The sequence below is a fragment of the Methylopila capsulata genome, from assembly GCF_016907975.1.
Lineage (GTDB): Bacteria > Pseudomonadota > Alphaproteobacteria > Rhizobiales > Methylopilaceae > Methylopila > Methylopila capsulata.
On record NZ_JAFBCY010000002.1, the window covers coordinates 135,347 to 154,459 of the forward strand.

The window sequence follows — 19,113 nt, forward strand, 5'->3', positions numbered from 1 at the left end:
CGCGGGCGACAGGGAAGACCATGACCAAGAAACTGCTGTTTCAGTTCGACACCGACCCGACCCCGAGCGTCTTCGACGTCGTCGTGGGCTATGACGGCGGCGCCGACCACATCACGGGCTACGGCAATGTGACCCCGGACAACGTCGGCGCCTATGTCGACGGCACGATCTACACGCGCGGCGGCTCGGAGAAGAAGTCGACGGCGATCTTCGTCGGCGGCGGCGACATGGCGGCGGGCGAGGCGGTCTACGACGCCGTCCAGAAGCGCTTCTTCGGCCCGTTCCGCGTCTCGACGATGCTGGACTCGAACGGCTCGAACACGACGGCTGCGGCCGGCGTCGCGCTGGCCGTGAAGGCGCTCGGCGGCGACGTCAAGGGCAAGAGGGCCGTCATCCTCGCCGGCACCGGCCCGGTCGGCATGCGCTCGGCCGCGATGCTCGGCAAGGAAGGCGCGACGGTCGCGATCGTCGGGCGCGCGCTCGACAAGGCGCAGAAGGCCGCCGACAACATCGAGAAGCGCTTCGGCGTGAAGGTCGAAGCGGTCGAGGCGAAGAGCGGCGACGACCGCGCCAAGGCGGTGTCGGGCGCGAACCTTGTGTTCTCCGCCGGCGCGATCGGCCTGGAGCTGCTGGCCGAAGACGTCTGGAAGTCCGAGGCTTCGATCGAGATCGTGGTGGACTACAACGCCCAGCCCCCGCTCGGCATCGGCGGCATCGACGCCATGGACAAGGCCAAGGAGCGCCACGGCAAGCTCGCGCTCGGCGCGCTCGGTCTCGGCGGCCTGAAGCTCAAGCTCCACCGCACGCTGATCGGCAAGCTGTTCGAGGCGGCCGACCAGTCCTTCGACGCGGACGAGATCTACGCGCTCGCGAAGGAGATGGCATGACGGCCAAGGACCAGACCCTCGGCGTCTTCCTGGACGAGCTCGCGAGCGAGGCTCCGACGCCGGGCGGCGGCGGCGCGGCCGCGATCCACGGCGCGACCGGCGCGGCGCTGGTGTCGATGGTGATCAACCTCACCGTCGGCAAGCCGAAGTACGCCGAGGTCGAGGCCGAGCTCAAGGACGTGCTCGTCCGCTCGGAAGCGTTACGCGCGCAGCTGACGGACGCGATCGACGACGACGTGAAGGCCTTCGACGCCGTGATGGGAGCCTACGGGCTCCCGCGCGGAACCGACGAGGAGAAGGCCGCGCGCGTCGAGACGATCCAGGCCGCGCTCAAGGTCGCGACCGACGTGCCGCTCGAAGCGGTGCGGCTCTGCCGCGACGTGATCGACCTTGCGGCGATCACCGCCGACAAGGGCAACCTCAACGTGATCTCGGACGCCGGCGTCGCCGTGCAGTCGGCCTACGCCGGCCTGCTGAGCGCCGCCCTCAACGTCCGGGTGAACGCCAAGTCGATCAAGGACCGGGAGTTCGCGGACGCCCGCATCCAGGAACTCGAGACGCTGCTCGGCGAAGCCGAGACGCTCACGAAGAAGACGTACGACGTGGTGAAGAACAAGGTGAGCTGACCACACACGAAAGCTCGCGCGTCGGTACGTTGAAACGCAAGGAGGGTCGTGATGGACGTTCACGAGTACCAGGCTAAAGAACTGCTCGCGAGTTTCGGCGTCGCCGTCCCCAAGGGGGCGGTGGCGTTCAGCCCGGACCAGGCGGTCTACGCCGCGACCGAGCTCGGCGGCTCGTTCTGGGCCGTCAAGGCGCAGATCCACGCCGGCGCCCGCGGCAAGGCGGGCGGCGTCAAGCTCTGCCGCACCTACAACGAGGTGCGCGACGCGGCGAAGTCCATGCTCGGAAAGCGCCTCGTGACGGCCCAGACCGGACCCGAGGGCAAGCCTGTCCAGCGCGTCTACGTGGAGGTCGCCGACCCCTTCGAGCGCGAGCTCTATCTCGGCTTCGTACTGGACCGTAAGGCCGAGCGCGTCGTCGTCATCGCCTCCACGCACGGCGGCATGGAGATCGAGGAGATCGCCCAGAACGACCCCGAGGCGCTGATCCAGATTGTCGTGGAGCCCGCGGTCGGCCTTCAGCAGTTCGAGGCGCGCGAGCTTGCGTTCCGGCTCGGGCTCAACATCCGGCAGGTCTCGGCCGCCGTCCGCCTCATCATGAGCGCGTATCGCGCCTTCCGCGACACCGACGGCGTGATGCTGGAGATCAACCCGCTCGTCGTGACCCGCGACGACCGCCTGCTCGCGCTCGACGCCAAGATGTCGTTCGACGACAACGCGCTGTTCCGTCGTCACAACGTCGCGGACATGCACGACCCTTCGCAGAGCGACCCGCGCGAGGCGCAGGCGGCCGAGCACAACCTCAACTACATCGGGCTCGACGGCGAGATCGGCTGCATCGTCAACGGCGCGGGCCTCGCCATGGCGACCATGGACATGATCAAGCATGCCGGCGGCAGCCCCGCGAACTTCCTCGACGTCGGCGGCGGCGCCAGCCCCGAGCGCGTCGCGACCGCGTTCCGCCTCGTGCTCTCGGACAAGAACGTCAAGGCGATCCTGGTCAACATCTTCGCCGGCATCAACCGCTGCGACTGGGTCGCGCAGGGCGTGATCCAGGCCGCGAAGGAGGTGAAGATCGAGGTGCCGCTGATCGTGCGCCTCGCCGGCACCAACGTGGAGGCCGGCAAGAAGATCCTGGAGGAGAGCGGCCTCGACCTGATCGCCGCGGACACCCTGTCGGAGGCCGCCCAGAAGGCCGTCGCCGCCTACAAGACCGCGGCCTGAGGAGACCGATCATGAGCATCCTCATCGACGAGAAGACCCCGATCATCGTCCAGGGCATCACGGGCGACAAAGGCACCTTCCACGCCAAGGAGATGATCGAGTACGGCTCCAACGTCGTCGGCGGCGTGACGCCCGGCAAGGGCGGCAAGACGCACCTCGGCCTGCCGGTGTTCAACACCGTGAAGGACGCGGTGGCCGCGACCGGCGCCACCACCTCGATCACCTTCGTCGCCCCGCCGTTCGCGGCGGACGCGATCATGGAGGCCGCCGACGCCGGGCTCGCCCTCGTCTGCTCGATCACCGACGGCATCCCGGCCCAGGACATGATGCGCGTGAAGCGCTACCTGCGCCGCTACCCGAAGGACAAGCGGACCATGGTGGTCGGCCCGAACTGCGCCGGCATCATCTCGCCGGGCAAGTCGATGCTCGGCATCATGCCCGGCCACATCTACCTCAAGGGCAACGTCGGCGTGATCTCGCGCTCCGGCACGCTCGGCTACGAGGCGGCGTCGCAGATGATGGCGCTCGGCATCGGCATCTCGACCTCCGTCGGCATCGGCGGCGACCCGATCAACGGCTCGTCCTTCCTCGACCATCTCGCGCTGTTCGAGCAGGATCCGGAGACCGACGCCGTGCTGATGATCGGCGAGATCGGCGGCCCGCAGGAGGCCGAGGCCTCGGCCTGGATCAAGGACAACATGACGAAGCCGGTGATCGGCTTCGTCGCGGGGCTGACCGCGCCGAAGGGCCGGCGGATGGGCCACGCGGGCGCGATCATCTCGGCCCAGGGCGACAGCGCGGCGGAGAAGGCCGAGATCATGCTCTCCTACGGGCTGACGGTGGCTCCCTCCCCCGGCGACTTCGGCACAACGGTTGCAGAGGTCCTGGGCAAGCTCAAGAACGCGGCCTGACGCTCCGCACGCCGGCGTCGGCGCCTCAATAAGCGCCAACGCCGGCCGTCATCCGTCTCCAAAGACGGCGCGCCTCCGCACGTCGGTAGAAGTGGACCTCGCGATGACCTCGATCGTTCAACTTGCTCCCCGCGCGACGCCCGACGCCGGCTTCGCCGCTCCCATGATCACCGGCACCGAGCCGGACACCGCGACGGAGATCCTGTTCCAGTCGCTGCTCGACGTCTGCCGCCGGCATCAGCCGGAACTCGAGGGCGTGCTCAAGGGAGAGACCGACATCGCGGGCCTCAGCCCGGAGTTGATGGGCCGCGCGCTGCAGGTCCAGGGCATCTGGTTCCGCCTGCTGTCGATCGTGGAGGAAAACACGGCGATGCGGCGGCGGCGCCACGCCGAGCGGACCCTCGGGCGCGCGGAGGTCAAGGGCACCTTCTCGAGCGTCCTCGCCGACGCCGTCGCGGCGGGCGTGAAGCCGTCCGAGATCCACACGCTGCTGCGCGAGCTGCGCATCCGCCCCACCCTCACCGCGCACCCGACCGAAGCGAAGCGCGTGACGGTGCTGGAGAAGCTCCGTCGCATCTATCTCGACCTGCGCGAGCTGGAGCTGCCGCGCTGGACCGAACGCGAGCGCGTCGCGCTGATCGCTGACCTCCGCGACCAGATCGAGCTGATCTGGATGACGGGCGAGTTGCAGCTCGAGAAGGCGACGGTCGTGCGCGAGGTCTCGTGGGGCCTGCACTTCTTCGACGAGTCGCTGTTCGACACGCTGCCGGAGGTGCTGGATTCGCTCGAAGCCTCGCTCGCCGAATACTACCCGGACGAGACCTTCGAGGTGCCGGCGTTCTTCCAGTTCGGCTCGTGGATCGGCGGCGACCGCGACGGCAATCCGTTCGTCACCTCCGCGGTCACCCGGACGACCCTCAAGCGCAACGGCCGCGCCTCGATGCGGCGCTTCCGCACCCGCATCGTCGATCTCGGCAAGCTGCTGTCGATCACCGAGCGGTCGCTCCCGACGCCGATCTCGTTCCGCAAGGAGCTCACAGCCCGCCTCGCCGCGAGCGGCGAGGGACAGGCGATCGAGGCGCGCAACCCCGGCGAGCACTTCCGGCAGTTCCAGACCTGCATCCTGCGGAAGCTCGACGCCACCATCGAGCGCAACAAGGAGGAGCCCGTCATCCTGCCGGGCCCCTTCTATGTGGACGCCGACGAACTGATCAACGACCTCAAGGCCCTCGAACAGGGACTGGTCGAGGCCGGCTGCCGCTCGCTCGCCGTGAACCAGGTCCGCCCGGTGCGCCGGATGGTCGAGCTGTTCCGCTTCTCGACGGTCCATCTCGACGTGCGCGAGAACTCCACCCGCACGACCAACACGCTGCGGGAGATGTGGGCCGCGATCGAGGGACAGTCCGCCGATCAGGCCCCGGACGTCGAATCCCGCGAGTGGCGCGCCTGGCTCACCTCGGAGCTGTCCAAGCCGCGGTCGACGCCGCGCCGGCTTGACGGATTGTCAGACGACTCGCGCGAGACGCTCGCGACCTTCGCGCTGGTCGCCGAGATGCGCACGGAGCTCGACCGCGAGGCCGTGGGCTGCTTCGTGCTGTCGATGACGCGCTCCGTGAACGACATCCTCGGCGTCTACGTCCTCGCCAAGGAAGCGCGGATCTATCTCGACAGCCCCGGCGTCGAGATCTGCCAGCTGCCGATCGTCCCGCTGTTCGAGACGATCGAAGACCTCCGCGCCGCGCCGGCGATCATGAAGGAGCTGCTGTCGATCCCGCTGGTGCGCCGGTCCGTGCGCTGGCAGGGCGGCTACCACGAGGTGATGATCGGCTACTCCGACAGCAACAAGGACGGCGGCTACTTCGCCTCGAACTGGGAGCTCTACAAGGCGCAGGCCAAGCTTACCGAGGTCGGCGAGCAGGCGGGCGTGCCGATCGCGTTCTTCCACGGTCGCGGCGGCTCGGTCTCACGCGGCGGCGCGCCGACCGCGCGCGCAATCGCCGCTCAGCCCCCCGGCGCGATCCGCCGGCAGTACCGCGTGACGGACCAGGGCGAGGTCGTCTCGTTCAAATACTCGAACCGCGGCACCGCCGCCTACCAGATGGAGCTCACCGCCGCGGCGGTGATCCAGCACGTGCTGAGCTCGCAGAAAGAGCGCGCGGCGGCGCGGCCGGAGTACGACGACGCCATGGAGGCGCTGTCGGGCGCCTCGCGCGCGGTCTACAGCAACCTCATCAGCCATCCCGGCCTCGTCGAGTACTTCCAGAACGCGAGCCCGCTCGACGAACTGGCGCTCCTGAACATCGGCTCGCGCCCCGCCCGCCGCTTCGGCGCGCGCACGCTCTCCGATCTCCGCGCGATCCCGTGGGTCTTCGCCTGGGCCCAGAACCGCCACATCATCACCGGCTGGTACGGCATCGGCTCGGCGCTCAAGAACTTCATCGACGTCCGGGGCGACGAAGGCGAGGCGCTGCTGAAGCGCATGTTCGAACAGTCGAAGCCGTTTCGACTGATCCTCGACGAGGTGGAGAAGACGCTGCGCATGGTCGATCTCTCGATCGCGCGCGAGTACTCCGGGCTCGTGCCGAACGAGGCGGTCCGCGACGACATCTTCCGGATGATCGAGGAGGAATACGCGCTGACCTGCGAGATGGCGCTGCGCGTCTCGGGCGGCGGCGAGATCGCCTTCCGCTATCCCGCTTTCCGGGAACGGCTGGCGGAGCGCCTGCCCGTCATCAACCAGGTGAGCCACGAGCAGGTCGAACTGCTCCGCCGCTACCGCGGCGAAACCGATGAGTTCAAGCGCGAGGAAGCCAAATCCGCGCTTCTTCTGTCCATTAACTGCATCGCCGTCGGATTCGGCGCCACAGGATAAGATTAGATCGAGGCGTATGCGCTTTTCGTAGTTTATCCGAACTGATGTGTTGCCCTCATAGTTATAATGAGTACGGTCCGCCGCAGCGATCGTGCTTTGAAATTCGCTTCAGGAGGAAAGTATGAGCTTCACTCTGGTTCAGCAGGCCACGCCGCGTCTGCACCGTTCTGAGCTTGCGGTGCCGGGCTCGAACCCGACCTTCATGGAGAAGTCCGCGCAGTCAAACGCCGACGTCATCTTCCTCGACCTCGAGGACGCGGTCGCGCCCGACGACAAGGAGCAGGCCCGCAAGAACATCGTTCAGGCCCTGAACGAGATCGACTGGGGCACGAAGACCATGATGATCCGCATCAACGGTCTCGACACCCACTACATGTACCGCGACGTCGTCGACATCGTGGAGCAGTGCCCGCGCCTCGACATGATCCTGATCCCCAAGGTCGGCGTGCCGGCTGACGTCTACGCGATCGACGTGCTCGTCACCCAGATCGAGCAGGCGAAGAAGCGCGAGAAGAAGCTCGGCTTCGAGGTGCTGATCGAGACCGCGCTCGGCATGGCGAACGTCGAGGCGATCGCGACCTCGTCGAAGCGCCTCGAGGCGATGTCCTTCGGCGTGGCGGACTACGCCGCCTCCTGCCGGACCCGCTCGACCGTCATCGGCGGCGTGAACCCGGACTACTCGGTGCTCACCGACAAGGACGAGGCGGGCAAGCGCGAGACTCACTGGCAGGACCCGTGGCTGTTCGCCCAGCAGCGCATGCTGGTCGCCTGCCGCGCCTACGGCCTGCGCCCGATCGACGGCCCCTTCGGCGACTTCTCCGACCCGGACGGCTACCTCTCCGCCGCCCGCCGTTGCGCCGCCGCTGGCTATGAGGGCAAGTGGGCGATCCATCCCTCGCAGATCGACCTCGCCAACGAGGTGTTCACCCCGTCCGAGGCCGAGGTCACCAAGGCCCGTCGCATTCTCGAGGCGATGGAAGAGGCCGCCAAGGCCGGCCGCGGCGCCGTCGCGCTCGACGGCCGCCTGATCGACATCGCCTCCATCCGCATGGCGGAAGCGCTGATCGAAAAGGCCAACGCGATGAAGGCCGCGTGATCAGCGTTTCGAACGTCGATCGCAATCCAAGCGCAGAACGGCCGGGGCTTCGCTCCGGCCGTTTTCGTTTGAGCTCGCCGTCTCGGCGGCGTCAGCCCGCGCCTTCCGCGCGCGGCGGAGCTGCGGCGCTCGCGGCTTCGTCTTCGGCCTGCTTGCGGTAGTCCTTCAGGAAGCCTTCGAAAGCGGCCGTCGTCGCGATCGAGCGCGCCACCTCGCGGAAGGCCTCGCCGCGCGCCTCGATCGGCGCCGTCACCACTTCGAAGGCATGGGCGTCCGGGCTGTCCGCCATCTTGGAGGCGAACTTCTGCCGGATGCGGTCGAGGCCGAGATCGTCATCGGCGAGCGACAGCGAGATCGCCGCCCGCATGACGTCGGCGCGCTCCGACGCGTCGAGCGGCTCGGGCTTGCGCCACGCCGGGCCGAGCGCGACCTCCAGCGCGTCGCCCGCCTCGCTCCAGCGCCGCGCCGCCCACAGCACGTCGGCCTTCAGCCGCGCCGCCTCGGGGCCGAGGCCGTCCGCCATTTCGAGCGCGAGCTCCGTGCGGCCGGTCTGCGCCAGAGCGCGCGCGTCGAGCATCAGGCGGGTGCGGACGAGCGACGCCGGCAGGTCGGCCTGCCGCGTCTTCTGCAGAACCCGCGCCGCCTCGGCCGGCTTGTCGTTCATCAGGTAGATCATGGCCGCGCGCGCGGCGACCTGCGCGCGGCCGGCCCCCGTCAGGCGGTTTTCGATCTGGTACTCGAGCAGCGCCGAGGCCTGGTCGAGCAGATCGACCTCGACCAGCTTGTCCGCGAGCCGCCGCACCAGCTCGTCGCCGCGCTTGCCGCCGGGGCTGAGCTCCTGGAAATCGTAGAACAGCGCCAGCGCGTCGACCTTCTGCATGCGATCGACCGCCGGCCCCAGGAACAGGTCGGTGAACCGCGCCTGCATCCGGTCCTGCAGCGTGCGCGTGGCTTCGACGTCGGGGAACGCCTCGATCGCGGTCTTCAGCGTGGTGAAGGCGTCGCGCCAGCGCTCTGCGTCGGCATAGAGGCCGGAGAGGCGCGCAAGCCCCTCGGCTTCGATCCAGTCGCCGCGCCAGCCCGTCACCAGCCGTTCGAGCGCGGCGATGGCGTCCGGGATCGAGACCTTTCCTACCGTCAGCCGCAGCTCGATCGCCCGCAGCTCCGCCTCGGCGGCGGAGATCGGATCGGCCCCCTTCAGCACGACGTCATAGGACTGCAGCGCCTTGTCGGTCTGGCCGAGCGCCTCGAAAACGCGGCCGCGCATGACCTCGCGCGCGCCCTGCCCGTGGATCGCCGGCAGCAGCTCCAGGCGATCGAAGGCGCTGACCGCCGCGACGTGATCCTTCGCGTCGAGCGCGAGCGACACCTCCATCTCGCCGAACAGCGCCTGGTAATCGGGCGGCAGCGCGCCGATCGCGGATGCGCCCTTGCGCAGGTAGTCCCTCGCCGGCCCGACGCGCCCTTCCCCGGCCTCGGCGAAGGCGCGCCACAGCGAGGCCTCGGGGCTGGCCGCGAGCTGGGGCGTCGAGAGCAGCTGGATGGCGGTGGTGTAGCGGCCGAGCTGCGCCGCGGCTGCGGCGCGCAGAATGGCGACCCGCGGGTCACGTTCGGCCAGCCCATCCTCCCCGACCGTCGCCTCGATCACCGCGCGGGCGTCCGCCGCCATCCTCCGGAACGTGTAGAACCGCGCCAGGGCGATGCGCGCTTCGATGCGCTCGTCGGGCGTCGCGCGGGCGGCCGCGTCGAGCAGCTTGCGTTCGCGCGCGTGGAACCGCTCCGAAACCGCCTCGCGGCCGCCGGCGGCGTCGAGCACGACATCCGACGCTGGGCCGCCGGCGCCGGCCTCCGCGGCGCGCGCCCCGCCGCCAATCGATAGCGACAGCCCGGCGTCGCGTTCGATCGCGAGCGCGTCCATCTTCGCCGTCATCCGCACGTCGTCAGCCATCGGCAGGGCGACCACGCCCTGCGCGGTCAGCAGGAGCCCGACCTCGACGAAGGCCTGCGGCCGAAGCGAGGCGCGCGCCGGGCCCGACAGGGACGCCACCATCAGGCGGTCGCCGAAATCCGGATCGTCGATCTCGCGGACGCCGCCGAGGCCGTCGAGACGCGCGACCAGCCCGCCGCGGCCGTCCCGGCCGAAGCTGGAGGCGAAGTCGATCGGATCGGCGCCGCCGAGGATGTCGTCGCCGAGCGAGACGATCCAGGCGGCCCCCTCGGCGGCCGCCGTCACCGCGCGGGGCTCCGCCAGCTTGAGACGGATGACCCGGCCGCGCTCCACCACGCTCTGCTCGATGGCGAGGATCGCGCCGTTCGAGGCCTTGAGGACGTCGTCGAGCGGGATCGGATCGGGCGTGTCGAACACCGCCCAGGCCGTACGGCCCCGCGAGAACACGGCGGCGGGGGTCGGCTTGTCGAACGGAAACCGGATGCGGAGCGACTGGCCCGACCGGCTGAGCTCCGGCCGGCCGGCCGCCGCGGGAGCGACGGGGGCCGCAGGCGCCTCCGCGCCGGGAACGCTTTGCGGGGCGGGGGCCGGGACAACCTTCGGCGCGTGGACCTCCGCGGCGACGGCCGAAGCTGCGGCCGCGAGGGCGCCCTTCAGCGCTTCGACGGGATCCGCGCGCGCGGCCGGGCGCGGCTCCGCGTGGTGGGGATCGGCGTCGCTCCCCTCGCCCGCGTCGGCGGAGGCCGCGGCGTCGTTCCGATCCACGTCCAGCACATAGGTGTCGTCTTCACGGAAGCCGCGCACCGCGACGTCTTTCGGCGCCGGGACGACGACGGTGACCCCGCCGTTGGCGCGACGGACCGCCAGTCCGGCGAGCGGCGTCGGCAGCCCCGCCTTAGCGGCGGCGATGTCGAACGGCATGTCCGCGCCGAACGTCACCAGCGCCGTGTCGCCCTTGCGCGTGAGATCGACCTGCACGCGGGGGTCCACGCCGAACACGAGCCTTCGGAAGGTGGGATGCGTGGCGCCGGAAACGGTGAGCGGCGTCGCGGCGGCCGCCTTTCGCACCCGCGCCTCGAGCTCCGCGATCCGGCTTCGGCGCGCCTGGCGGCTCATCTCGGCCACGACCTCGGGCGGCAGGCTGGGCTTCATGCCCTTCCATGTCGTCGGCAGCAGGTCGACGTAGAACGAATCGCCCGCCTCCTGCGCGTTCAGGATGACGCCGCGTTCCAGCGCGAAGCGGATGGCGGTGTCGTCGGCCTCCTTGCGGACGATGCGGACCAGGCCGCGCAGATCGCGGCCGAGCGTGCCGAGATCGACCTCCGTCGGCTCCCCGAAGCTGACGACCAGCACCGTGCCCGACAGCGAGGCGCTGATCTTCGGCATCTGGTCGAAGGCGAAGACGAGACGGGCGTAGCCCTCGGGCTGGACGCCGGCGGTCACCGTGGCTGTCGCGGCGCGCGCGGAATCGGCCGCGGCGCAGGTCCAGCCAAGCGCCAGCGCGGCGAAGATCGCCCGCAGTCTCACCCCCGACACGTCGACCAGGTCCCTCACCCTCGCGCTCGCCTGCGACCGGACGGCCGCACCGAACACTTTTAAGGACGAGCCGTTGGTGGAAGGTTACCGGCGCGGCGGAATTCGCGACGCGCGGTCAGGGATTGGCGGAGCGTCCGACGATCTGCGGCAGGTCGTTCGCAGCCACCGGCCGCGGGGCGAGCGACCCGTCGCTGCGGCGCGCCATCGCGACCGTCAGCCTCTCCGCGCTGTCGGGCGACATCTGACCCATGACCTCGGCGAGCTTGCGGGGGTTCATGCGGCTCGCGACCTCGATCAGCACGGAGGCGTCGAGGCGCTCGAAGATCCGCGCGGCCTCCTTCACCTTCATGCCCTCGTAGAGCACGATGAGCTCCTTGAACTTGGCCTTGTCCTCCTCGCGGCGGCGATCCTCCGCCGCCGAGACCTGCTCCTCGAGCCGCTTGAGTTCGACGAGGCGCTCCTCCATCCGGCGCTCGGCCGCCTTGATCAGGTTTTCGCGGACGTCGAGGTCGCTCGCCTTGGCCTCGATCGTCTCGCGGCGCTTCTGCAGCGCCTCCAGCAGAGCCTTCTCCGACGCGGAGGTCGCGGGCTCGGTCGGGGCCTCCTTGGGACGGACGGCGGGCGGCGCGGCCTCGCCGTGCTCCGCCGCCTCGGGCGCGGCGCCATGCCCCTCGGCCTTCGGGGCGCCGGCGGCCGCGGCCGGGCTCGCGAACAGGTAGCTCGTCTGCGTGACGAGACCGACGGTCTTGAGCGCGAGCAGCGCCGCGGCCGCGGTCATCACGATCGGCATCAGGCGGATGCGGTCGGCCGTCATGCCGGCGAACCGGCGCTGAGGGCCCGGATGCGCGAGGCGAACAGCTCGGCCGCCGCGGCCGTCGCGGCCGAGCGGCTGATCGGCTCGGCCTCCTCGGCGACGCGGCGGATGAGCGCGCGGGTCTCTTCCTCCTCCTCGGCGCGGCGGCGGGCGGCCAGCCGCACGGCCTCGCGATCCGCGTCCCGCCGGGCGATCTCGTCCATGCTCGCCTCGCGCGCGGCGTGCTCGCGCGCCGCCTTGGCGATCCGCGTGATGCGCTCGATCACCTCCTCGCCCGCGCTCAGCTGGCCGGCGATCGCGGTGGACATGGTTTCGGCGCGCCCGAGCCGCTCGGCCAGGGTGTCCTCGCAATGGCCGAGCGCCGCCCGGAGCGCGACGATCGCGCGCTCGGCCGCGTGGGTCGAGGCGACGAGCTCGGTGATCGTCTCGCGCATCACGCCTTCGTCCGCCCGCAGCTTGCCGAGCCTGCGGTTCAGCAGCGCGCAATAGGCGATGGTCGCGACGAGCAGGACCGCGACGAGCGACTCGATCGCGAAGCCGACGACGTTCTCCATGGATCAGGCGTCCTTCCGGGATTCGCCGGCCGCCTCGAAGGCGGCGAGCGTGGTGTGCGAGCGGCGCAGCGGACGGGCGATCTGGACCGCGACCTTGTCGCCGGCGCGGCCCATGCGCGCCTCGGTCAAGACCTGGTCGCCGCACCGAATCTCGACCAGTTCGTCGGGCGCGACATCGAGCATCAGCGTGTCTCCAATGTCGAGATCGAGGATGGTGCGCAGCGGGAGTTTCTTGTCGTAGAGCACGGCGTGGAGCTCGGCCTCGGCGGACCAGATCTCGGTCGCGAGATGGCCCTCCCAGGTCGCGTCGCGGCCGAACTTCTCGCCCATGAACTGCTGCAGCAGCGTCTCGCGGATCGGCTCGATCGTCGCGTAGGGCAGCAGCACCTCGATGAAGCCGCCGCGGTCCTCCATGTCGATCCGCAGATTGACGAGGATCGCGGCGTTGGCCGGCCGCGTGATGGCGGCGAAGCGGGGGTTCGTCTCCAACCGGTCGAGCGAGAAGTTGACGTTGGTGATCGGCCGGAACGCCTGTTCGGCGTCGGCCAGCACCACCTCGATCATGCGCTGGACCAGGCTGGTCTCGATCGTGGTGTAGGGGCGGCCCTCGACCTTCATGGTCGCGGCGCCGCGGCGGCCGCCGAGCAGCACGTCGATGATCGAGTAGATCAGCGCGCTGTCGACCGTCATCAGCCCGAAGCCGTCCCACTGGTGGGCCTTGAACACCGAGAGGATCGCCGGCAGCGGGATCGAGTTGAGGTAGTCGCCGAAGCGCACCGAGCGGATGCCGTCGAGCGAGACCTCGACGTTGTCCGAGGTGAAGTTGCGAAGCGAGGTCGTGAGCAGCCGGACCAGCCGGTCGAACACGATCTCGAGCATCGGCAGGCGCTCGTAGGAGACGAGCGCCGAGTTGATGATCGCGCGGATGCCGGACTGGGAGTTGAGGCCGAGCTCGTGGGGGTTGAATCCGAGGAGGCCGTCGACCTCCTCCTGGTTCAGGACGCGGTCCGGAGACTTGCGGCCGCCGTCGTCCACGGCCGCGGGCCCGCCCAGCATGGCCGCCCACTCGGCCGCCATCGCCTCGGCGTCCTCGCCGACCTGCTCCGCCATCGCGGCGCCCCATTCGGCCGCGAGATCGTCGTCGTCTTCCCCCGCCATCGTCCCGACCCTTCTGGTCCGCGCCCTACTGGACGACGACGTCCTTGAACAGCACCGCGTCGGCGCGCGCCGGAGCGATCGCGACGTTCACCCGGCGCAGAAGCTCTTCCTTGAGGCGGTAGGCCCCGGCCGAGCCCCGCAGATCGCTCGGGCGCATCTCGCGCAGATGGGTCTGGAAGCTGTCGATCACGCGCGGAAGCAGGGGCTTGATCGCCTCCACGAGCTCCGGGCTGCCGACCTCGAGCGCCACCGTCATGCGGACGTACTGCTGCCGCTCCTTGTCGACGGTCGCCAGGTTCACCGTCATCTCGGGCAGTTCGACGAACGCCGCGGACTTCGCGGGCGTCGCGGCCTGGGCCTCGCCCTCGCCGCCGTGCTCCCCGCCGTCATGACCGGAGGACGCTGCGGCCGCGGCGCCATGCTCGCCGCCGCCCTTGGCGAACATCAGGTAGCCGCCCACGCCGCCGCCGATCACGACCACCGCCGCGGCGGCCGCAATGACGACCAGTTTCTTCTTCGACTTCGGCTTCGCCTCGCCGCCTGCGCCTTCGGCTTCCGCCATTCCCGACACGCGGCTCGCGCCGCGCCCCCCATCGCCCCAGGCGACCCGTCCGCCATGGTTAACGAATAGGTCGCAAAGGTTAAGGAACTCTTGAAAATGCGTTTCGCCCGGCAAGTTCTGCCGGGCATTTTGCGCCGCTCGCCCCGATGGCGCCGGGCGGCCGCGAACGGCTGCGCGGCGTCGACCTGCTCAGTTCTGAACGACCGCCGACGTTGGCACGGCGCGTGCAATCCCCTCGTCGTGAGCGCCGCTCGTCGGGGAGGACAAGCGGGGCGCACGCGGAAAGCAAACACGGACCACGGGAGCGTTTGGTGGAAAACGCGTCTCTCGTCGGGTTGTCGCGCCAGGTCGTCCTGCGCCGCGAACTCGACGTTATCGCCAACAACGTCGCGAACATGAACACCACCGGCTTCAAGGCCGAGCAGATGGTGTTCAGCGAATTCATGATGCCGAACGCCCGCGACGGCACGTTTCCGACACAGGATCAGAAGCTGTCCTTCGTGCAGCAGCGCGGAACCTGGCACAGCTTCGCCCCGGGCAACGTGGAGGCGACCGGCGGCGCGATGGATTTCGCGATCGACGGCGAGGGCTTCTTCGTGGTCGAGACGGAGGCCGGCGAGCGCTACACCCGCAGCGGCGAGTTTGGGGTCAACGCCTCCGGCCAGCTCGTGACGGCCAACGGCGCGCCTCTCCTGTCCACCGCAGGCCCGATCCAGCTCGCGCCCAACGAGACGGGGCTGACGATCGGCCGGGACGGCACCATCGCGACGAGCGAGGGCGTGCGCGGCCGCCTCCGCCTCGTCAGCTTCGACGACCCCCGGGCGATCCATAAGATCGGCAGCAATCTCTACGCGACCACGGAAGATCCGAAGGACGCGCCCGCCACGACCGCCGTGGTGCAGGGCGCGGTCGAGAAATCGAACGTCAAGCCGATCGTCGAGATGAGCCGCCTGATCGAGGTGAACCGGGCCTACACGTCGATATCCGGGATCCTCGACGCGCAGAACGACATCCGGCGTTCGGCGATCGAGAAGCTTGCCGAGGTCCCGGCGTAAGCCGGCGAAGACGGACGGAGACGCACCATGCGCGCCCTCAACATCGCCTCGACCGGCATGGCCGCCCAGGAGGCCAACGTCGAGATCATCTCGAACAACATCGCGAACATGCGGACCACCGGCTTCAAGCGCCAGCGGGCCGAGTTCCAGGACCTGCTCTACCAGTCGATGCGCCAGGTGGGCGCGTCGAGCTCGGACACCGGCACCGTGCTCCCCACGGGCGTCGACGTCGGCTCAGGCGTCAAGCTGGTGGCGACGCCGCGGGTGATGAGCCAGGGCACCGTGGCCTCGACGGAGAAGACTTACGACGTCGCCATCAAGGGCGAGGGTTTCTTCCAGGTCCAGCTGCCGGACGGCCGCACCGCCTACACCCGCGACGGCTCGTTCGAGCTCGACGCCAACGGCCAGCTCGTGACCGCCGACGGCTACACCGTCCTGCCCGGGATCACCGTTCCCACCAACGCGCTCAGCGTCAGCATCAGCGCGACCGGCGGCGTAGAGGCCACCATCCAGGGCCAGACCGCCCCCCAGGCGCTGGGGCAGATCGAACTGGCGCGCTTCATCAACAAGTCGGGCCTCGAGGCCAAGGGCGACAACCTGTTCCTCGAGACGCCGGCGAGCGGCACGCCGCTGGTCGACAATCCCGGCGCGGAGGGCTTCGGCACCACGCTCCAGTCCTACCTCGAAGCCTCGAACGTCAACGCCGTCACCGAGATCTCGGATCTGATCGCGGCCCAGCGCGCCTACGAGATGAACTCGAAGGTCGTCGCGTCCGCCGACCAGATGCTGCAGTCCACCTCGTCGATGCTGCGGTGAGATCCATGATCCGTCTCGCCGCCTTCGCCGCCGTCCTGCTCGCGTCCTCCGCCGCCTTCGCGGCCCCGACGCTGCGCGCCGAAGCGCTGGTCTCCGCCGAGATCGTCACCCTCGGCGACCTCGCCGACGACGCCGGCGCCGACGCGGGCGTCGCCCTGTTCCGCGCGCCGGACTACGGCCTCACCGGCGCCGTGCCGGCCGATGTCGTGATCGCCGCCGCGCGCCGGGCGGGCGTCGAGGACGTCTCTGCCGGCCTCGTCTCCGAGATCGCGGTGACGCGGCTCGGCCGCAGCGTCACCGGCGACCAGGTGATGGAGGCGATCGCGGCCCGCGCCGCAGCCGACCTCGGCGCAGAGCCGTCCGCCATGCGCGTCACGCTGGACGACGACCGCCCCGTGCATCTTTCGCCCCAGAACCGCGGCGCCGTGGAGGTCTCGCAGTTCGCGCTCGACTCCCGCACCGGCCGGTTCGAGGCACTCCTCGGCGCGGACCGCGGCGCGCGCGGGACGCGCGTCACCGGCGCCGTGGTCGAAACCGTCGAAGTGGCGGTGACCGCGCGCCCGCTCGCCCGCGGCGAGGTGCTCCGGGACGCCGACCTGATCGTCGAGCGCCGCCCGAAGGCTGGAAACGGTGGCGCGGTCGATCTCGAGGGCGCGCGCGGCCTCGCCACCCGGCGCGCGCTGCGCGAGGGCCAGACCTTCCGCGCGAACGATCTCATGCGCCCCCAGCACGTGGAGCGCGGCGGCTTCGTCACGCTCGTCTACGGCGGCTCCGGCATGTCGCTGTCGCTCAAGGCCAAGGCGCTGGCGTCCGGCGCGCAAGGCGATCTCATCGACGTCCAGAACGTCCAGTCGAAGCGCATCGTCAGCGGCGTCGTCACGGGGCCGTCCGAAGTGACGGTGACCGCGGCTCCGACCGCCATCGCCCGACGCTGAAAGGAACCTGTCCGATGCGTCTCCCCCTCGCCTTCCGCCTGACCGGCCCGGTGGTTCTTGCGAGCCTGCTCGCCGGCTGCGGCGCCGCCGACCGGCTCGCCGGCATCGGCAAGCAGCCCGCCCTCTCGGCGATCGAAAACCCCACCACCCAGGCGGGCTACAAGCCGGTGCAGATGCCGATGCCGGAGCCGATGCCGGTGTCGTACCAGCCGAACTCGCTGTGGCGGTCCGGCGCCCGCGGTTTCTTCAAGGATCCGCGCGCCCGCCAGGTCGGCGACCTTCTGACGGTGAAGGTCGACATCACCGACAGCGCCAAGCTTGAGAACACCACCAAGCGCAGCCGCACCAACACGGAGGCCGCGAACCTCGACAACGTGCTCGGCTACGAGGGCTATCTGAAGAAGATCCTGCCGGGCGGTGTCGATCCGTCGAACGCCGTGAAGGCCGGCTCGACCTCGTCGAGCGAAGGCGAAGGCTCGGTCGACCGCAAGGAGACCCTGGTCACCAATGTCGCGGCGGTCGTCACCCAGGTGCTGCCCAACGGCTCGCTGGTGATCGAGGGCAAGCAGGAGATCCGCGTCAACTTCGAGATCCGCGAATTGATCGTCGCCGGCATCGTCCGGACGGAGGACATCGACAGCGACAACACGATCGAGAGCGAGAAGATCGCCCAGGCCCGCATCGCCTACGGCGGCCGCGGCCAGATCACCGACGTGCAGCAGCCGCGCTACGGCCAGCAGGTGATGGACGTCCTGCTGCCGTTCTGAGGCTTAATCCCCTTGCGGGCGGCGGCGCGGCAGGGCCCGCCCCGCCAGTCGTCCGCGAAGGCTTCGCGCGTTAACCCTGCGTCCACCCGCAGTTAACCCCGCGAAGCTGGACGCGGCCGCCGGCTCCTCCCGGCGGCCGCTCCCCTGTTCTCGCCTCAAGAGCGTCCGTTCGCGGCGGCCTTCAGGCGAAGCACCCGGCCCTCGGCGCTGTCGGTCAGCAGGTAGAGCATGCCGTCCGGGCCCTGGCGGACGTCGCGGATGCGCTCGCCCATGTCCTCGAGCAACCGCTCCTCCTTCACGACCCTGCCGTCGCTCATCTCTAGCCGCGCCAGCATCGGGATGGCGAGACCGCCGACGAAAGCGCTGCCCTTCCAGCCGGGAAGCGCGTCCCCGCCGTAGAAGGCGAGGCCCGAGGTGCCAATCGAGGGCACCCATTTGTAGACCGGCTGCTCCATCCCTTCCTTCTCCGTTCCCTCGCCGAGGGCTGCGCCGGAGTACTCCTTGCCGTAGGTGATGACCGGCCAGCCGTAGTTCTTGCCGGCCTCCGGCTTGTTCAGCTCGTCGCCGCCCATGGGCCCGTGCTCGGTCACCCAGAGCGCGCCGTCCGCCGGATTGATCGCCGCGCCCTGCGGGTTGCGGTGGCCGTAGGACCAGATCTCGGGCTTGGCGTCGGCGCGGCCCTCGAACGGGTTGCCCGCCGCGGGCTTTCCGTCGAGCGTCAGCCGCACGACCTTGCCGAGCGTCTCGTCGAGGGCCTGCGACTTGACGCGGAACTCCTTGTCCGAGCGTTCGCCGACGGTCACGAACATCGTCTTCCCGTCGGGCGCGAACACGATGCGCGAGCCGTAATGCTTGGTGGAGGCGTACTTCGGCGCCTGCCGCCAGATCACCTCGACGTTCTCGAGCCGCGCCGCGTTGTCCGCCAGTCGCCCGCGCGCGAGCGCCGTGCCGTTGACGCCGCCCTCGCCCGCCTCCGAGAAGGTGAAGTAGACGAGCCGCCCGTTGGCGAAGTCCGGCGAGACCGCCACGTCGAGCAGACCGCCCTGCCCGCGCGCGTCCACCTTCGGCAGGCCGGTGACCGCGGGCGAGACCTTACCGTCGGGCAGGATCAGCCTCAGGCGTCCGGCCTTTTCCGTCACCAGCATTCGGCCATCGGGCAGGAAGGCGAGCCCCCAGGGATTCTCGAGGCCTGTCGCCACCGTCTCGACGGAGAAGCTCTGCTTCTCGGACTTGACCGTCTCGGCTTTCTTGGCCTGCGCGAAGGCGGGAACGGTGGCGGCCGGCGCCGACGCGAGACCCACCGCCGTCGCGAGCAGCAGGGAACGGGCGAGCGACGCCTGGCGCATGGGGAGCAT

Annotated in this window: 16 protein-coding genes; 10 read left to right on the top strand and 6 right to left on the bottom strand. The window is 69.9% G+C overall.

The features are described from left to right. The first annotated feature begins 20 nt into the window (after nucleotides 1-20). The 6 genes from JOD31_RS06355 (at nucleotide 21) to JOD31_RS06380 (ending at nucleotide 7,613) form a co-directional block, all read left to right on the top strand. Complete coding sequence (locus tag JOD31_RS06355) at nucleotides 21-887, top strand: NADP-dependent methylenetetrahydromethanopterin/methylenetetrahydrofolate dehydrogenase (RefSeq protein ID WP_204949475.1); 867 nt, start codon at nucleotides 21-23, stop codon at nucleotides 885-887. After that, a complete protein-coding gene (fchA, locus tag JOD31_RS06360; RefSeq protein WP_204949476.1) occupies nucleotides 884-1,513 on the top strand; it encodes a methenyltetrahydrofolate cyclohydrolase in 630 nt (209 codons plus the stop codon). The genes JOD31_RS06355 and fchA overlap by 4 nt, the downstream gene beginning before the upstream one ends. Nucleotides 1,514-1,564: 51 nt before the next feature. Continuing rightward, entirely contained in the window at nucleotides 1,565-2,734 is a 1,170-nt protein-coding gene (locus JOD31_RS06365; protein WP_204949477.1) for a malate--CoA ligase subunit beta, read from the top strand. An 11-nt stretch (nucleotides 2,735-2,745) separates the two neighbouring features. Continuing rightward, nucleotides 2,746-3,645 carry a succinate--CoA ligase subunit alpha gene (gene sucD / locus JOD31_RS06370; protein ID WP_204949478.1) on the top strand — a complete coding sequence of 300 codons (900 nt, stop codon included), beginning with the start codon at nucleotides 2,746-2,748 and terminating at the stop codon, nucleotides 3,643-3,645. 103 nt (nucleotides 3,646-3,748) lie between these two features. Beyond that, entirely contained in the window at nucleotides 3,749-6,517 is a 2,769-nt protein-coding gene (locus JOD31_RS06375; protein ID WP_204949479.1) for a phosphoenolpyruvate carboxylase, read from the top strand. 121 nt (nucleotides 6,518-6,638) lie between these two features. Beyond that, nucleotides 6,639-7,613 carry an HpcH/HpaI aldolase/citrate lyase family protein gene (locus JOD31_RS06380; protein ID WP_204949480.1) on the top strand — a complete coding sequence of 325 codons (975 nt, stop codon included), beginning with the start codon at nucleotides 6,639-6,641 and terminating at the stop codon, nucleotides 7,611-7,613. A 91-nt stretch (nucleotides 7,614-7,704) separates the two neighbouring features. Here JOD31_RS06380 and JOD31_RS06385 read toward each other — a convergent pair whose 3' ends face one another. The 5 genes from JOD31_RS06385 to JOD31_RS06405 form a co-directional block, all read right to left on the bottom strand. Continuing rightward, nucleotides 7,705-11,115 carry a tetratricopeptide repeat protein gene (locus JOD31_RS06385; RefSeq protein ID WP_204949481.1) on the bottom strand — a complete coding sequence of 1,137 codons (3,411 nt, stop codon included), beginning with the start codon at nucleotides 11,113-11,115 and terminating at the stop codon, nucleotides 7,705-7,707. A 97-nt stretch (nucleotides 11,116-11,212) separates the two neighbouring features. Then, nucleotides 11,213-11,911 carry a MotE family protein gene (locus tag JOD31_RS06390; RefSeq protein ID WP_204949482.1) on the bottom strand — a complete coding sequence of 233 codons (699 nt, stop codon included), beginning with the start codon at nucleotides 11,909-11,911 and terminating at the stop codon, nucleotides 11,213-11,215. Continuing rightward, the gene (locus tag JOD31_RS06395) at nucleotides 11,908-12,465 is read right to left on the bottom strand and encodes a DUF6468 domain-containing protein (RefSeq protein ID WP_204949483.1); all 558 of its coding nucleotides are present in this window, start codon (nucleotides 12,463-12,465) and stop codon (nucleotides 11,908-11,910) included. The genes JOD31_RS06390 and JOD31_RS06395 overlap by 4 nt, the downstream gene beginning before the upstream one ends. Nucleotides 12,466-12,468: 3 nt before the next feature. Then, nucleotides 12,469-13,623: a flagellar motor switch protein FliM gene (gene fliM, locus JOD31_RS06400; RefSeq protein ID WP_204949484.1), complete on the bottom strand. Its 1,155-nt coding sequence runs from the start codon at nucleotides 13,621-13,623 to the stop codon at nucleotides 12,469-12,471. Between the two features lie 25 nt (nucleotides 13,624-13,648). Then, nucleotides 13,649-14,185 (bottom strand): flagellar basal body-associated FliL family protein, encoded by a 537-nt coding sequence (locus JOD31_RS06405; RefSeq protein WP_204949485.1) that lies wholly within the window; start codon nucleotides 14,183-14,185, stop codon nucleotides 13,649-13,651. Between the two features lie 311 nt (nucleotides 14,186-14,496). On the opposite strand from JOD31_RS06405, the gene flgF reads away from it, so the two are divergent. The 4 genes from flgF to flgH are packed head-to-tail and all read left to right on the top strand — an operon-like array spanning nucleotide 14,497 to nucleotide 17,758. Continuing rightward, on the top strand, nucleotides 14,497-15,240 hold the full coding sequence (gene flgF, locus JOD31_RS06410; protein ID WP_204949486.1) for a flagellar basal-body rod protein FlgF: 744 nt from the start codon (nucleotides 14,497-14,499) through the stop codon (nucleotides 15,238-15,240). 27 nt (nucleotides 15,241-15,267) lie between these two features. Continuing rightward, on the top strand, nucleotides 15,268-16,056 hold the full coding sequence (gene flgG / locus JOD31_RS06415; protein WP_204949487.1) for a flagellar basal-body rod protein FlgG: 789 nt from the start codon (nucleotides 15,268-15,270) through the stop codon (nucleotides 16,054-16,056). A gap of 5 nt (nucleotides 16,057-16,061) precedes the next feature. Next, nucleotides 16,062-16,991 (top strand): flagellar basal body P-ring formation chaperone FlgA, encoded by a 930-nt coding sequence (flgA, locus tag JOD31_RS06420; RefSeq protein ID WP_204949488.1) that lies wholly within the window; start codon nucleotides 16,062-16,064, stop codon nucleotides 16,989-16,991. A 14-nt stretch (nucleotides 16,992-17,005) separates the two neighbouring features. Then, complete coding sequence (gene flgH / locus JOD31_RS06425) at nucleotides 17,006-17,758, top strand: flagellar basal body L-ring protein FlgH (protein WP_204949489.1); 753 nt, start codon at nucleotides 17,006-17,008, stop codon at nucleotides 17,756-17,758. 155 nt (nucleotides 17,759-17,913) lie between these two features. Here the strand turns inward: flgH and JOD31_RS06430 are convergent, their stop codons facing one another. After that, nucleotides 17,914-19,104, bottom strand: coding sequence for a PQQ-dependent sugar dehydrogenase (locus JOD31_RS06430; RefSeq protein ID WP_204949490.1), 1,191 nt, complete (start codon nucleotides 19,102-19,104; stop codon nucleotides 17,914-17,916). Nucleotides 19,105-19,113: the final 9 nt, after the last annotated feature.